The following is a 15,322-nucleotide window of genomic DNA, read 5'->3' on the forward strand; positions in this document are numbered from 1 at the left end:
TCGCAAATAAGCAAAGTCACCCTACAGATAGTACCACTTGCTCTGGAAAGATGATATTTGGTTTTGTATGCCGAATTTGCCTGATTAACTTGGGAAAAAAATAAATTGTAGTCATCTGTGCCTAAGTATTTTTACACAATATTGTTAAATGTCTGCGCTCCAGTTTTTGTTGCTCGAACCAAATATCTCTGATGCCGAGGCAGTAAACGCTGTGCTGCAAGCAAGTGACATTGACTGTAATGTATTGCGAGTAGATAGTTATGCCAACTTTGTCCAGGCATTAGAAACAAATACTTATGACATAATTTTGTCAGATTATGCCTTGAGCGATCGCGATGGCATTTCTACATTAGAAATTGCCCGTAAACTGCAACTTGAAACTCCATTTATCTTTGTCTCTAACAGTATTGGCGAAGAATTAGCGATCGCCGCACTAGAAGCGGGAGCCGCAGGTTTTGTACTCAAGCACCGATTAGAAAAATTAATTCCTTGCGTGCAAAGGGCATTAAAAGCAACCCAAGCAAGCCGCCAACAGCACCAAAAAATAGCAAGACTAGAGGCGCAAACAAGTCATCTGGCATTGTTTGAGTCAATTGATGAAGGCTTTTGCATTTGCCAAATGCTGTTTGATGACAATGGAGAACCGGAAGATTATCGATTTATCAAAGTCAATTCTCTGTTTGAAGAGCTAACAGGACTTGAGCAGCCAACAGGGAAAACGGCGCGAGAATTAGTTCCCAATCTCGAAGCCCACTGGTTTGAAATTTATGGCAAAGTTGTCAAGACAGGCGAACCGATACAGTTTGAAGAACACTCAATCGCCATGAACCGTTGGTTTAATGTCCATGCTTTTCGGATGGGCGAGCCGCAAAATCATCAATTTGCTATTTTATTTACTAATATTAGCGATCGCAAACTTGCCGAAGCAGCTACACGTCAAAGCGAAGCCCGCTTGCACGCAGTAGCAAGTAATTTGCCTTATGGAGCAATCTTCATTGTCGATCGCAATTTGCGCTATCTGCTGGCAGAAGGTCAAGCGCTGGAGGATGCAGGCATGGCATCCAAAAGCTTAGTCGGAAAAACGCTCTGGGAAGCTCTCGATCCAGCATTAGCAAACAGCTACGCACCTTATTACCGCCAAGCTCTTAAGGGCGAACCATTTGGGCTAGAGCATAGCAGCCACGATCGCTACTACGTCTCGTATGGTACGCCGTTGTATAACGAAAACGGTGAAATCTATGCAGTATTAAGCGTTTCTTACGACATTAGCGATCGCAAAAAAGTTGAACAAGAAAGAGAGCGATTTCTTACCGTTGCTTCGGATTTGCAAGCGATTACGAGCAGTAATGGTTATTTTCAATGGGTAAGCCCAACTTTTGAGCAAATGCTAGGGTGGACGAACAATGAAATGCTGTCTCGTCCTTGGGCAGATTTTGTCCACCCCGACGACATTAGCCAATCTTTAATAGAATTTGAGAGCCTCTTGTCTGGCAACGAAACACTTGCATTTGAAAACCGTTACCAACACAAAAATGGCTCTTATCGCTGGTTGTTGTGGAAGGCGCAGCCGCACCTCAAAGAGCGGGTAATTTATGGAACTGCCGTTGATATTAGCGATCGCAAGCTTGCCGAAGCATCGCTACATCAAAGCGAATCGCGTTTCCGCCTCATGGTCGAAAGTGCTAAAGATTACGCTATTTTTACCCTCGATCTTGATGGCATCATTACAAGTTGGAATTCTGGTGCGGAAAACTTGCTAGGGTATGCAGAAGCAGAAATTATTGGTTGCAACGGTTGCATCATCTTTACGCCAGAGGATAGAGAACAGGGACAAGACAAGCGCGAACAGGAAATTGCTCTCACTCAAGGACGGGCAGAAAACGAACGTTGGCACGTACGCAAAGACGGCAGCTACTTTTGGGGCAGTGGATTGATGATGCCGTTGCAGGATGAAGCAGGGATTAGGCAGGGATTTATTAAAATCATGCAGGACAAAACTGCCCAAAGACAAACCCAAGCCCAAAGAGAGCAACTTCTGCAACGAGAACAAGCAGCACGAGCAGCAGCAGAGTATGCCGATCGCGTCAAAAATGAGTTTTTGGCAGTGTTGTCGCACGAACTAAGATCGCCCCTCAATCCAATTCTTGGTTGGGCAAAGCTGCTGCAGAAAGGTACTCTTAGCCCAAATCGTCAAGCTGAAGCTTTAAAAACAATCGAGCGCAATGCAACTTTGCAATCGCAGCTAATAGAAGACTTGCTCGACATCTCCCGCATTATGCAGGGCAAACTGTCATTAAATGTCGTGCCGATTAAGTTGAAGTTTGTCATTTCTGCTGCCGCAGAAACGGTGCGTTTGGCAGCAGAAGCAAAAAGTATTAGCATCTTGCTCGCTCTTGATGATGTTTCGCTTGTATTAGGTGATGCTGCCCGCTTGCAACAAGTAGTATGGAACTTGCTTACCAACGCTGTCAAATTCACTCCTAAAGGCGGTCAGGTGACTGTAGAACTGCGGCAAATTGAACAATTGGCGCAAATTCAGGTAATCGATACTGGCAAGGGTATTCAGCCGCAATTTCTCCCCTATGTGTTTGAGTATTTTCGCCAAGAAGACGGCTCAACTACTCGTAAATTTGGCGGCTTAGGATTGGGGCTGGCGATCGTGCGGCAAATTGTGGAAATGCATGGAGGAACAGTCAAGGCAGAAAGCTTAGGCGAAAATCGAGGTGCAACTTTTACAGTGCAATTACCTATTGTGCAACAAGCTGCTGCGGCTGTGGAGCTATCCCGCGCCAAAGCAGGAAATGCAGCAAATCCTTTAAGCAACGTGCAAATTCTCGTTGTGGATGATGATGCCGATAGCCGCGAGTTTCAAGCGTTTTTACTAGAACAAAATGGCGCTAGGGTAATCACCGCTAGTTCTGGCTTAGAGGCATTGCAAGCAATAGAGAGAGCCGTTTTTGATGTATTAGTCAGCGATGTAGGCATGGCGCAAATGGATGGCTATATGCTGATGCAACAAATTCGCTTGCGATCGCCCGACCGCGGCGGCGAGGTAAAAGCGATCGCTGTGACTGCTTACGCTAGAGACTTCGATCGGCAACAAGCATTGCAAGCAGGATTTCAGGCTCATATTTCTAAACCAATCGATCCCGAAGAATTAGTCAAGGCGATCGTCAATCTGCTTGAAGTTCGCTAAAAACTTACTCAGAAAGCTTTACATTTTGCTAAAATGACCAAAATAATTCGTAATTCGTAATTGTTATCCCCCGACTTTAGGCGTGGGATTGAAACAGGATGCTATGCATTAAACCTGAATGAATTAATTTTATTTGTAATTACGAATTACGAATTACGAATTACGAATTACCGCCTTGGGAGGATAAAAAGCTTGACCACTCGCGCGATCGTTGTACGTCACGGTCAAAGTAGTTATAACATCGAGCGGCGCGTTCAAGGGCGTAGCGATGTCTCAACTTTGACTCAAAAAGGTCGTGATGATGCTTTTAAGGTCGGTGCTGCCCTCAGTCACCTCAACTTTGCCGCGATCTATAGTAGCCCCTTACAACGAGCCAAACAAACTACAGAAGTTATTAGCGAGTGTTTGCTAACTTCCTCGCCCGTCCAAACTGCCGATAAGTTGATGGAAATTGACTTGCCTTTGTGGGAAGGTATGTTATCTCAAGATGTCAAAGCAAAGTTTCCCGAAGCTTATCACCTTTGGAAGCACCGCCCAGAAGAATTAATGATGGTAGTGCCACAAGCAGGAGGAGGAGAGAAAAAGCATTTACCAATTTTGGCATTGTACGAACAAGCGCGGCAGTTTTGGACAGAAGTATTGTCCCGCCACCAAGGGCAAACAATCTTGATTGTTGGGCATAATGGCATCAATCGCGCCTTAATTAGCACTGCATTAGGAATTGCTCCCGATCGCTATCATTCGGTGCAGCAATCTAACTGTGGCATTAGCGTGCTGAACTTTTCTGGTGGATTGGGGGATAGCGTTCAACTAGAGTCTTTGAATCAGACAGGACATTTAGGCGAAGTTTTACCATCACTGCGTCCAAATCATCAGGGAGTGCGGTTATTACTGGTACGTCACGGCGAAACAGAGTGGAATCGCCAAACAAAGTTTCAAGGGCAAATAGACGTTCCTTTAAATGATAATGGGCGATCGCAAGCGCAGAAGGCAGCCGAGTTTCTCAAGCAAATTAAGTTAGATTTTGCCGTATCAAGTCCGATGCTGCGTCCCAAAGAGACAGCCGAGATTATTTTGCAATATCACCCCAATATTCAACTGCAATTGCAAGATGGATTGAGAGAAATCGGTCATGGCTTGTGGGAAGGCAAATTAGAGTCAGAAATCGAGCAAACTTTTCCAGGGGAATTGCATCGCTGGCGCACAGTACCAGACGAAATACAAATGCCAGAAGGAGAAAACTTGCAGCAAGTACGCGATCGCAGTATTGTAACTTGGCAGCAAATTGTCTCATCAGCCTTAGAAAAGCAGTTGCAAACAGGCTTAGTAGTTGCTCACGATGCGACTAATAAAGTCCTACTTTGTCACGTTCTTGGCTTGGGGGGCAAAAACTTTTGGAACTTCCGCCAAGGTAATGGAGCAGTTAGCGTTATCGATTATCCTCAAGGTTTGAATGGTTTACCTGTATTGCAAGCAATGAATATCACCACTCATTTAGGAGGAGGCGTACTAGATAAAACAGCCGCAGGCGCACTATAGCGAGTCGGTAGTTAAACCAATTACTAGCAAAAAAGCCGATCGCCAAATTATGATAAGCCAAGTGCTGCAACAAGTCCGAGTCATAGACCCAGTTTCGCATACAGACCGAATAGCTGATGTCTGGATTGCCAATGGTGTAATTAAGGCAGTAGAAGACAAAATTGACGATGTTTCTGCGGAAACTCAGCTACGCGATTGTCAAGGCTTGGTATTGGGACCTGGACTTGTAGATTTATACAGTCACAGTGGAGAACCAGGATTTGAGGAGCGAGAAAACATCGCATCTCTGATGGCGGCGGCGACGGCTGGCGGTTTTACGCGGTTGTGTATTTTGCCTGATACCACACCGCCGATAGACACCCCCGCAGGCGTAGCAAGCATCGATCGCATCAAGGGAGGGGTAAAATGCATTGCACCTCTACCCCTCCATATTTATGTTTGGGGAGCGCTCACAGCAGGCATTCAAGGGCAGCAAATGACCCAATTAGCAGAACTTGCGGCATCTGGAATTGTCGGGTTTAGCGACGGTCAGCCAATAGAGAATTTAGCTTTATTAAGACGCTTGTTAGAGTACCTTCAGCCTTTAAATAAACCGATCGCTTTATGGTGCTGCGATCGCCGTTTGGTAGGTAATGGTGTAATTAGGGAATGTGCAGACTCAATTATTTTAGGTTTACCAGGAAATCCAGAAATTGCCGAAACTACAGCGATCGCAGCTTTACTAGAATTAGTAGCAGCAATTGGCACTCCAGTCCATATTATGCGCGTTTCTACAGCTAGGAGTGTAGAACTGATTGCTCAAGCGAAACAACGAGGTTTACCAATTACAGCTAGTGTTAGTTGGATACATTTATTACTCGATACGCGATCGCTTGACAGTTACAGTCCTGACCTGCGAATTGAGCCACCACTAGGCAATCAGACTGATAGAGTAGCAATTATAGAAGCGGTGCGCTTAGGGGTTATAGATGCGATCGCGATCGATCACTCGCCTTATACTTACGAAGAAAAAACAGTAGCTTTTGCAGAAGCACCACCAGGCGCGATCGGTTTGGAGTTAGCTTTGGCTTTATTGTGGCAAAATCTGGTAGAAAACGGGCAGTTGTCTGCGTTGGAACTATGGCGCTGTTTGAGTATGAATCCAGCAAAGTGTTTGCAGCAAAATGTAGTGGCAATTTCTGCCAATAGTCCTGCTGAATTAACTCTATTCGATCCTCAGCTAACTTGGCGCGTCGAACATCAAGCATTAAAATCCCTTTCTACTAATACTCCCTGGCTAGGACAGCAAATTACAGGTCGGGTCATGCAAACTTGGGTAAGCAACACAAGATTATAACAAGTTATTAATTAAATGCGGAAATTAGAAGTTGCCTTGTGAAAAGGAACCAGGAAGCAGTTGTTAGGAAAGATGGCAACACTTCCTTTACCAATTTGCAAACGCAACTTTAATATGCTGAAAAAAATTAATAACTCGATTCAGTCTCGCCAGCTTAGACAAGGATCGCTGTCATGCTGCTTATTTTTGGCGCTCGCTTTAGGATTGACTATCGACGTTTCTAGTACGCAAGCGCAGACAGTACCTCTATCTCTGCGTTCTGATATTACAGTTCGTAACGTTTTAAACACATTAACCACTTCTGCATCTATTCGGATTGCCAAAGATCCGCGCAATCAAACTCTTTATTACCTCAAACAAAACGGTGATATTTATCGCGTCAATTTAGGGACTACCAGCACCGCTACCCGCGTCTACACATCTACAGACCACAAAGCAGTTGGCGTTCAAGGGATGGCAATTGGACCTGATGGCACAATTTACTTAGTTGGTAACGCTGATGTGGGAACCGTTCAGACTAGGGCAACTATTGTTAAGGGTGTAATTAATGCAACCACAGGTCAGCGCGTTTGGTCAACTTTAGCGCAAACAGCTAGCTATCCGAGAAGCGCTACAGCCTACGATCATCGTTTCAATGGCGCGATCGTCGATCCAACTAATACCTACTTATATGTCAATAGCGGTTCGCGTACCGATCACGGGGAAGTTCAATCAGCTAATGGTCTGTACCCAAATACCCGCGAAGTAGGATTAACAGCTTGTATTCTGCGCCTACCGATTAGCGGTCAAAATATTTCCCTACCCAACGATCGCAATAGCTTAAAAGCATCTGGCTATATCTTTGCCGAAGGAACGCGCAACACCTTTGATTTTGCGTTTGCAGGCAATAACGACTTATTTGGCACAGAAAACGGTCCAGACCGCGATATGCCAGAAGAATTAAATTGGTTGCGTCAAGGCGGTCATTATGGTTTCCCTTGGCGGATAGGTGGCTTAGACAATCCTCAGCAATACTCAAACTACAATCCAGCAAGCGATCGCTTATTAGATCCTCGATTTAACGCAGTGAAGCTAGGTTACTACTATAACGATCCAACATTTCCGCCCCGACCTGCCAGAGATTTATTTGGCTCGATTTACAACTTAGGACCAGATGCCGATAGTTTCCGCGACGCGGTAGACGGTCAAGTTAAAGATGCTAGCAATCTCGGACTAACGATCAGAACTTTTACTTCTCACCGTTCTCCTTTAGGGATAGTTTTCGATCGCCAAAACACGATGAGTCCCGCTTTTCAAGGCGATGGTTTCATGCTGAGTTGGACTAAAGGCGATCCCACAGGTGAAAGCGTACCAGGTCCTTTTAAAGATCCGAGCGAAGATTTGCTGCACCTAGATTTAACTAAAGTTACCATCAACAACAATCTTACGTATCAAGTGCGGACTACACGCATTGTGCGAGGTTTTAACCAACCCATAGATGCGGAAATTATCCGTAACAAAATCTACGTGCTAGAATACGGCGGCAATCAAGGTATTTGGGAAGTTACCCTACCCCCGCGAACCAATTAAATAGAACAAATATTGCAGGATATGGACATGATGTAGTAGACGTAGCAGTGCTACGTCTCTACAGGGGGTGCTACGTCTCTACATCGTACAGGAATGTTAATCTAATTCGCCTACGCGGTTAGGGGGCCAAAACCTCACAACAGCCCGCCCAATGATATGGTCTTTCGGGACAAAACCCCACATATGGCTGTCGCAGCTATTATTACGATTATCGCCCAGCATGAGATAAGAATTTGGCGGTACGGTAATAGGTCCTAACTCGTAGTTAGGAGCATCGGCGATATACTCTTCTGACAAAGCTTGGTTATTAATGTAAACCTTACCTTGCTTGACTTGAATCTTGTCTCCTGGCAAGCCAATTAGCCGCTTGATATATGCATCTTTGATTTCTGGAACTTCTGACTTATTGGGATCTACTTGCCAAGGATCTACTGTGTCGCCAGGAACTAATTGCGAACAAATTTTCGCAGTGTTAGGGGGCATAAATACAACAATATCTCCCCGTTGCGGTGAATGGAGGCGATAACTTACTTTATCAATAATCAATTTGTCATTGATCTGCAGAGTTGGTAGCATTGAGCCTGTAGGAATCCAACGAGCCTCAGCTACGAAGGTACGGATGCCTAGAGAGAGAATAATACTTAACGCGATCGTTCTCCCTAACTCACCTATCCACGAACCTTCCCGCTCTTTTGATGCTTTGCGATCGGACATATATGTTTAACAGCTACAGTAAAAATAAATCGGTTAACTAATTTAACTTGTTAAGGAAATATACTTGCTAAATTCTAACTTCAAAACTATCTAATTTAAGAGTATTGAATCAGGAACTTTGCAGTACGGCAAAAACCTATAGTTGAAAATTTTTCCACTCGCGAAATCCGGTATAATTTGCGATCGCCCTTGTCCCCTGTCTCTTCATATTTGCTATGTCATCTCATCCTAGTCTGCTCATCCGCCACGCGACAATTTTGTTACCAAATGGAGAATTCTTAGTTGGGGATGTATTAGTAAGCGATCGCCAGATTGCCCAAGTTGCCCCAGAAATCCCTATTCCATCAGGTGTTAGAGAAATAGACGCAACTGGACTTACTTTGTTGCCTGGAGCGATCGACCCGCAAGTACACTTTCGCGAACCAGGTTTAGAACACAAGGAGGACTTGTTTACAGCTAGTTGTGCTTGTGCTAAGGGGGGTGTAACTTCCTTTTTAGAAATGCCCAACACGCGCCCTTTAACGACTACGCAGGCGGCTTTAGATGACAAGTTACAGCGGGCGGCGGCTAAGTGCGTAGTTAATTACGGCTTTTTTATCGGCGCAACACCTGAAAATTTGCCTGACTTGCTTGCGGCTAACCCAGCTTGTGGCATCAAAATCTTTATGGGTTCGATGCACGGGCAGTTGTTAGTAGATAGCGATACGGCATTAGAGCATATTTTTGCCCAAGGTAAGCGCTTAATTGCAGTTCATGCTGAAGATCAAGCCAGAATCAACCAGCGCAGGCAGGAATTTGCAGGCATTCACGATCCCAAAATTCACTCGCAAATTCAAGATGATGTCGCAGCCTTATTAGCTACACAGCAAGCTTTGGGATTAGCTAAGAAGTACCAACGCCGCTTGCACATTTTACATATGTCTACTGCCTTAGAGGCTGAGTTGTTGCGGCAAGATAAGCCTAGTTGGGTGACAGCAGAAGTAACGCCGCAACATTTGTTGCTCAATACCAGCGCTTATGACAAAATTGGCACTTGGGCGCAGATGAATCCGCCTTTGCGATCGCCTCACGATAATGAAGTTCTCTGGCAAGCTTTGTTAGATGGGGTAATAGACTTTATTGCCACAGATCACGCGCCTCATACTTTAGAGGAAAAAGCCCAAGAATACCCCAATACTCCTTCAGGAATGCCTGGGGTAGAAACATCGCTGCCATTAATGCTAACTGCAGCAATGCAAGGGCGTTGTACGGTGGCGCAAGTTGTTAACTGGATGTCAACTGCGGTAGCAAAGGCGTATGGAATTGCTAATAAAGGTGCGATCGCACCTGGATATGATGCAGATTTGGTGTTGGTTGATTTAAATAATTATCGCCCAGTTGTGCGTGAGGAGTTGTTAACTAAGTGCGGTTGGAGTCCTTTTGAGGGCTGGGATTTGACTGGTTGGGCTGTATATACGATTGTTGGTGGTGAGGTTGTGTACGAACAGGGGAAAGTTAATACTCAGGTACGCGGTACGGCTTTGCAATTTGCTCAAGAAAGTTAGCGAACGCAGATGGACGCAGATGGACGCAGATGAAGACGATAGGGACTAATTATTTTGCGCTTGATAAGGCTACTTTGATGCCTAATGCTATTAAAATAGCTCCCATTGTCTTTTCGATGTAGTGAGATGCAGATAGGAAGCGATTTTTGATTATTGGGTGGGAAATGGCGATCGCAACTAGCGTAAACCAGCTTAATGTGAGGATAAACATCTGCACTCCGTAGATTATTCTGATCCCTACGGGCGTAATAGGACTAATAACTTGGGTAAATAAGCTAAAGAAAAATAATGTAGCTTTAGGGTTGAGGATATTGGTGATAAAGCCAATTTTGACGGCGTTGAATCTGCTAATATCTTGTCTTACTTTTTGATTGTCTAAGTTATTTTTGGCTGGTTTTGCTTGCCAAGATTTATATCCGATATAAATTAGATACGCTGCACCTAAAAGTTTGATAATCGAAAATAAAATAATCGATCTAGAAATGAGTAACCCTATACCCACTAGCGAGTAGGCAACATGAACTAAAACTCCTAATGCTATGCCAAATGCGCAATAGACTCCAGTGCGGCGCGAATATACCAAACTATTGCGACAAATCATGGCAAAATCAGGTCCAGGACTCATAATTCCTAGTAACTGAATAGCAGCAATAGTCAGCAATTGGGCGATAAAAGGCATAGTTTTAATAGAAATTTGCTAGCAAATTCTCTAATTGTAATTGTCCGCCTACGTTTGCGAACTCAACTAAGCGGCGATCGCCTGCGTAACTAAGAGCTATTTTTAGATAAGTTGGTGGCATTTCTGGCAATCTTTCCGCCCACTCAATGGCAACAATTCCCAAGGGATATTCAGCGTCATCCCAGTAATTTGCTAAGTTTAATCCTTTAACTTCTTCAGGTTGCAGGCGATATAAGTCTAAATGGTACAACGGTAAGCGTCCGCCTTCGTACTCGTTTATCAGGGTAAATGTTGGGCTAACAATCGGTTCGGTAATGCCTAATCCTTCACCAATCCCTTGCACTAAGCAAGTTTTACCAGCACCTAAATCTCCAGTTAGTAAAAGTATGCTACCAGCAGCTAGAGTTTGCCCTAAATGTACTCCTAAAACTCTTGTCGCTTGAGCATTTGCTAGGTTAATTTGCAATCTCTTCTCCTCATGCGTAGGCGCGACTGTACCAACGTAATAACACTCCTGCTAACCGTTGGGGATTATGCCTCACTAAGCCTGTAACTTCATCTTCATCCATCACGTTAGCGATGATGATTTTTCTACCTAACTTGGATACTACTTCGCGATCTAGATATACAGGATGGGAGTTTTCTTGAGCGTAACGTTTTAAACTGCGGGGTGAGGGGGCTGTTTTGTGGACTAATACGGCGTTAAATAACTTTTCCCCGCAAGCATTATCGATCGCCCGAATATGATCGGAAACTGTATAACCTTGCGTTTCTCCTGGTTGCGTCATGATATTGCATACATAAATGCAAGGTACGGGCGGGTTTTTGCTGCCGCCTTTGCGTCTTGAGGCGATCGCTGCGGCAATTTCTGGTACTAATAAATTGGGAATAACGCTGGTGTAGAGGCTGCCAGGACCGATAATAATACAGTCAGCTTCTTCAATTGCTTGCACTGCTCTAGGTAAAGCTGGAGGATTAGGAGGCAAGCAGCCAATTTTGAGAATACTGCCCCCAGCTTCGGTAATATTTGACTCGCCTTCAATTGTGCGCCCATCGGCTAATTCTGCCCACAAGCGCATATCGCTCAGAGTTGCTGGCAAAACTTGCCCTTTGACGGCTAAAACATCGGAACTCGCCGCGATCGCTCTTTCTAAGTCTCCGGTAATATCGCTCATAGCCGTTAAGAACAAATTACCGAAACTATGACCTGTCAAACCATCTCCGGCTGTAAACCGATATTGGAATAACTCAGTTAGTAGTTTTTCTTCTGATGCTAGGGCTGCCAAACAGTTGCGGATGTCTCCAGGCGGCAACACGCCAATTTCGCGCCGCAAGCGCCCAGAGGAGCCGCCATCGTCCGCTACGGTGACGATCGCAGTGATGTTATTGCTGTAACTTTTTAGTCCTCTGAGCAGCGTTGATAGCCCAGTTCCACCGCCAATGACGACTATTTTTGGTCCGCGATGCAAGCGGCGATACGTTAGCAGCACATCGATTAATTCTTCATCGCCTTCTGGTCTGAGGACTTCGGTAATTGAGCCTACTGTACGGGTTTGTCCCCAGAAGATTAATAATATGCCAAATAGCAAAATCAGCGGACCACTAACGTAGTTGGGGAGGAAATTAGCGATCGCGCCTACAAGTTGTTGGATAAGCTGGATAGCATAAAAAATTGGTGTGAGCTTGATCCAAATTGCCAATCCTAACGCCGTCAAAATCACGCCGCCAGCGCTAATTAGCAACCAGCGCTTGACTGATAGCCCAGGCGAAAGCCATTTAAACCATTGGTTAACTCTATATTGAGTCCGATTGCGCGACTCTTGCCTAAACAGGTTTATGGCTTTCTTCAAATAACTGATTGACATAGGCGGCGTTGGACAACAGCAAAATACGGCTTTGAATTTAAGGGAAACTACTCTTGTTTTCAACCGTGCATGACTAAAGTCTAAGGGTAAAGGGGGAAAAGACGCTAAATTGCGCTATTAGTTGCCAATGTAGTTTATACCTTAATTTCGCGCTTTGCAGTTAACATGAGCGATCGCTATAGTTAGATACCGATGGCTGTAAGCTGTTATTTTGAAAGAAAACAGCTATCTCTAGCTGTATTGTTGGGTAATTCCCTATGGAAAAGCGCATTCTAGGTTTAGATCCAGGTTTAGCAATCTTGGGATTTGGAGCAATTTGCTACCAAACTCCGGCTTGTCATCTTACACCTAGTTCTGTTCCGTTAGCTGTGCAAGTAGTCAACCAGCCGATAACTTTGATCGATTTTGGCATTATTAAGACTGCGGCAAATATGGAAATGGGCAAGCGACTTTGCACAATTTATGAGGATTTAAACTCATTGATGCAACAATGGCAACCCGATCTAGTGGCGATTGAAAAGTTATTTTTCTACCGCATGGCTAGCACTATTAGTGTAGCCCAAGCGCGAGGCGTGTTGATGTTGGTACTTGCTCAACATAACGTTCCTTTTGTCGAATTTACTCCTGCCCAAATTAAGCAAGCGCTAACAGGCTGGGGAAATGCTGATAAAAGAGAAGTTCAAGAAGCTGTAGCTAGAGAATTGAACTTAGATTATATTCCTCGCCCTGATGATGCTGCTGATGCTTTGGCTGTGGCGATCGCTGCTTCTTTTGGGTTAGATTAGCTAAAATTGGTTGGATATACAGCATTTCAAAGCAACAAGCGTAGAGTTATCGCTTGCACCTCTAGTTAATATGCGATTAATTGTGTTGTTGACTGCTAGCTTGAGATTTTGATGTTCGGTAAAAATCTCTGCTAACTCTGCAGGTGGAACTAAATCCCACACTCCATCAGAACACAGTAGCAAAATATCGCGATTTTTTAGAGCTAGAGATAAGTCCGTACCAAATGAACTTAAAGTTTGTACGTATTCCCGCTCTATAGTTTTCTTCGCACCCAAGCATTTAGTAATGACGTTGCGTTGCGGATGATCTTGACTGTCTTGGTAGGTAATTTCGCCGTTAGCAAGCAGGGAAGCTACTAACGAATGATCTTCGCTCAATTGACAAATCATACCATTTCTAATCAAGAATATCCGACTGTCGCCAACATGAGCGATCGCTAATTGATTTTCTATAGCTAGAACAACACTTAATGTAGTTCCACCTCTTCTCACTTTTTCTATTACATTAGCATTGGCTTTTTCTACTACAGATATTAGCCAATTTTCTCTACTTTTTTCATCTTGTAAATTTGTAATTAAAGGCATTGATAATACAGTATTTACAGCCAACTTACTTGCTACCTCGCCTTCAGCCATTCCTCCCATTCCATCAGCTAACGCTCCTACTAAAATACTCTCATCTTTTGTAGAATACTGCTGAACGCCATAGCAATCTTCATTTTGCAGGCGGTGTAACGATAAGCCAATTGTTGAATAACTAGCTATATCCCACTGAACTTTATATTTACTAATTGTATTTTGGCTCTCTATTAATGCTTTTCGCAATTGATTTAAGCCAATTCTGTCTTGGGTAATAGGTTGGAGACAAAGATTAATAATTTGATAAATACCAGGAATTAGCTGAATACTTGAGTAAAGATCGTGTCTTGTATTTGGTAGTGACTGGTGGATTGCTTGATAAAGTAGAATACCTACAACATAGGTACTCATTTCCTCACTTACATGACAATTACAAGCAACTTCAGGCGCACAATATTCAGTTACCATTCCAGATTCAACTTGTCCGCCTAATAAATGCACGTTAGTTAGGTCATAAAACTTAATTTCATTATTTATTTGGATAAATTGGGGCATAATTTGGCAAAAACACCACCCATATTCGTATGCATCATGAAATAACTGACAAATTTGACTTGCCAGCATTATTGCTACTTGAGGAGGGTGTTTTTTTTGCAACCAAGTATCTAATGTTTGTTCTGTTTGCGGTAGATAACTTAGTAATAATAATTTCTGGGTATTTAAGTTAGTTGTTTCTGCTGGCGAATCCTCCTCTAAATACTCGTAATCTCCACTGAACTCTAAATAATCTTCATCAGATAATACTTCAGCTAAATTAGACTTTGACTTTGTAGTAAGTGATGAATTATCTACTGGTATCGTTAATATTTCTTCTCTAAATAATTCGCTATTAACAACTTTGTCTGTAGATATAATATTTTGAACTGCAGCAGAATCAAAAGACAAATCTACCTGCTTTTCCAGCCCTACAAATAATAACTGAGAAAGCATTTTGCTATCAGCAAGAGCATGACGTACTTGCAACTCTCGACTTAATCCGCCATCTGAATTTCCAATTCGCAATAAGCCTAATTTATCTATAATTTGTGCGTTGTTCGCTAGCAATTTTTCGTCATCAATTTGCTGGATGCTAACCCTAAAATAGTCAACGTCCGCAAACTTTCCTAAATGCGCTTTGATAGTTACGCGAAAGTTGTTAACTTGAAAACAAGTGCCTGATTGAATAATTAAAATCGGATCGGTTAACGAACTTAACATATAAAAGATGAGTCAGATTGAAAATGATACTTGTGCTTAGGCGTTTTAAAGCTTTTGATTTTAAGGACGACAAAAAGGCAGCAAATTCTCTAATCCAGAATATAGCCTAGTTTCATCGGGATTTTTCTGTAGTTGAGGCTGGAAGAATTTTCTTTATAATGTATTTGCAAATATTTGGATTTATATGAATTTTTGACATTTTTTAACGATAAGATCTTGCCTTCTCAACCAAACACGCAAAAAAGGCTTCTATGCTGCC

At 43.4% G+C, this 15,322-nt stretch carries 11 protein-coding genes; 6 read left to right on the top strand and 5 right to left on the bottom strand.

Annotated features, from left to right (window positions below):
• The first annotated feature begins 148 nt into the window (after window positions 1-148).
• The 4 genes from UH38_RS24650 to UH38_RS04385 all read left to right on the top strand — a co-directional run bounded on the left by UH38_RS24650 (window position 149) and on the right by UH38_RS04385 (window position 7,640).
• Window positions 149-3,196, top strand: a complete 3,048-nt coding sequence (locus tag UH38_RS24650; RefSeq protein ID WP_052672253.1) for a PAS domain S-box protein — start codon at window positions 149-151, stop codon at window positions 3,194-3,196.
• A 192-nt stretch (window positions 3,197-3,388) separates the two neighbouring features.
• On the top strand, window positions 3,389-4,735 hold the full coding sequence (locus UH38_RS04375) for a histidine phosphatase family protein (protein ID WP_045053574.1): 1,347 nt from the start codon (window positions 3,389-3,391) through the stop codon (window positions 4,733-4,735).
• 49 nt (window positions 4,736-4,784) lie between these two features.
• Window positions 4,785-6,071 carry a dihydroorotase gene (locus UH38_RS04380; protein ID WP_045053413.1) on the top strand — a complete coding sequence of 429 codons (1,287 nt, stop codon included), beginning with the start codon at window positions 4,785-4,787 and terminating at the stop codon, window positions 6,069-6,071.
• A gap of 72 nt (window positions 6,072-6,143) precedes the next feature.
• Complete coding sequence (locus UH38_RS04385; protein ID WP_052672254.1) at window positions 6,144-7,640, top strand: PQQ-dependent sugar dehydrogenase; 1,497 nt, start codon at window positions 6,144-6,146, stop codon at window positions 7,638-7,640.
• Between the two features lie 96 nt (window positions 7,641-7,736).
• Here the strand turns inward: UH38_RS04385 and lepB are convergent, their stop codons facing one another.
• Window positions 7,737-8,354, bottom strand: coding sequence for a signal peptidase I (gene lepB, locus UH38_RS04390; RefSeq protein WP_045053414.1), 618 nt, complete (start codon window positions 8,352-8,354; stop codon window positions 7,737-7,739).
• A gap of 215 nt (window positions 8,355-8,569) precedes the next feature.
• Between lepB and UH38_RS04395 the strand changes: the two genes are divergently transcribed.
• The gene (locus tag UH38_RS04395; protein WP_045053415.1) at window positions 8,570-9,898 is read left to right on the top strand and encodes a dihydroorotase; all 1,329 of its coding nucleotides are present in this window, start codon (window positions 8,570-8,572) and stop codon (window positions 9,896-9,898) included.
• A gap of 49 nt (window positions 9,899-9,947) precedes the next feature.
• Here UH38_RS04395 and UH38_RS04400 read toward each other — a convergent pair whose 3' ends face one another.
• From UH38_RS04400 to UH38_RS04410, 3 genes are read right to left on the bottom strand one after another with little or no spacing between them, the layout of a single operon-like run.
• Window positions 9,948-10,577 carry a LysE family transporter gene (locus tag UH38_RS04400; protein ID WP_045053416.1) on the bottom strand — a complete coding sequence of 210 codons (630 nt, stop codon included), beginning with the start codon at window positions 10,575-10,577 and terminating at the stop codon, window positions 9,948-9,950.
• A 4-nt stretch (window positions 10,578-10,581) separates the two neighbouring features.
• A complete protein-coding gene (gene tsaE / locus UH38_RS04405) occupies window positions 10,582-11,043 on the bottom strand; it encodes a tRNA (adenosine(37)-N6)-threonylcarbamoyltransferase complex ATPase subunit type 1 TsaE (protein ID WP_045053417.1) in 462 nt (153 codons plus the stop codon).
• 10 nt (window positions 11,044-11,053) lie between these two features.
• The gene (locus tag UH38_RS04410; RefSeq protein WP_045053418.1) at window positions 11,054-12,442 is read right to left on the bottom strand and encodes a gluconeogenesis factor YvcK family protein; all 1,389 of its coding nucleotides are present in this window, start codon (window positions 12,440-12,442) and stop codon (window positions 11,054-11,056) included.
• Between the two features lie 257 nt (window positions 12,443-12,699).
• Between UH38_RS04410 and ruvC the strand changes: the two genes are divergently transcribed.
• Window positions 12,700-13,227, top strand: a complete 528-nt coding sequence (gene ruvC / locus UH38_RS04415) for a crossover junction endodeoxyribonuclease RuvC (RefSeq protein WP_045053419.1) — start codon at window positions 12,700-12,702, stop codon at window positions 13,225-13,227.
• Here ruvC and UH38_RS04420 read toward each other — a convergent pair whose 3' ends face one another.
• A complete protein-coding gene (locus tag UH38_RS04420; protein ID WP_045053420.1) occupies window positions 13,228-15,063 on the bottom strand; it encodes a PP2C family protein-serine/threonine phosphatase in 1,836 nt (611 codons plus the stop codon). It abuts the gene before it with no gap.
• Window positions 15,064-15,322: the final 259 nt, after the last annotated feature.

The organism is Aliterella atlantica CENA595, from assembly GCF_000952155.1.
GTDB classification, from domain to species: Bacteria; Cyanobacteriota; Cyanobacteriia; order Cyanobacteriales; family Chroococcidiopsidaceae; genus Aliterella; species Aliterella atlantica.

Coding starts and splice junctions, on each gene's coding strand:
- UH38_RS24650 (WP_052672253.1), top strand. CDS start 149: ATGTCTGCGCTCCAGTTTTTGTTGCTCGAACCAAATATCTCTGATGCC.
- UH38_RS04380 (WP_045053413.1), top strand. CDS start 4,785: ATGATAAGCCAAGTGCTGCAACAAGTCCGAGTCATAGACCCAGTTTCG.
- UH38_RS04385 (WP_052672254.1), top strand. CDS start 6,144: ATGGCAACACTTCCTTTACCAATTTGCAAACGCAACTTTAATATGCTG.
- lepB (WP_045053414.1), bottom strand. CDS start 8,354: ATGTCCGATCGCAAAGCATCAAAAGAGCGGGAAGGTTCGTGGATAGGT.
- UH38_RS04395 (WP_045053415.1), top strand. CDS start 8,570: ATGTCATCTCATCCTAGTCTGCTCATCCGCCACGCGACAATTTTGTTA.
- UH38_RS04400 (WP_045053416.1), bottom strand. CDS start 10,577: ATGCCTTTTATCGCCCAATTGCTGACTATTGCTGCTATTCAGTTACTA.
- UH38_RS04410 (WP_045053418.1), bottom strand. CDS start 12,442: ATGTCAATCAGTTATTTGAAGAAAGCCATAAACCTGTTTAGGCAAGAG.
- ruvC (WP_045053419.1), top strand. CDS start 12,700: ATGGAAAAGCGCATTCTAGGTTTAGATCCAGGTTTAGCAATCTTGGGA.
- UH38_RS04420 (WP_045053420.1), bottom strand. CDS start 15,063: ATGTTAAGTTCGTTAACCGATCCGATTTTAATTATTCAATCAGGCACT.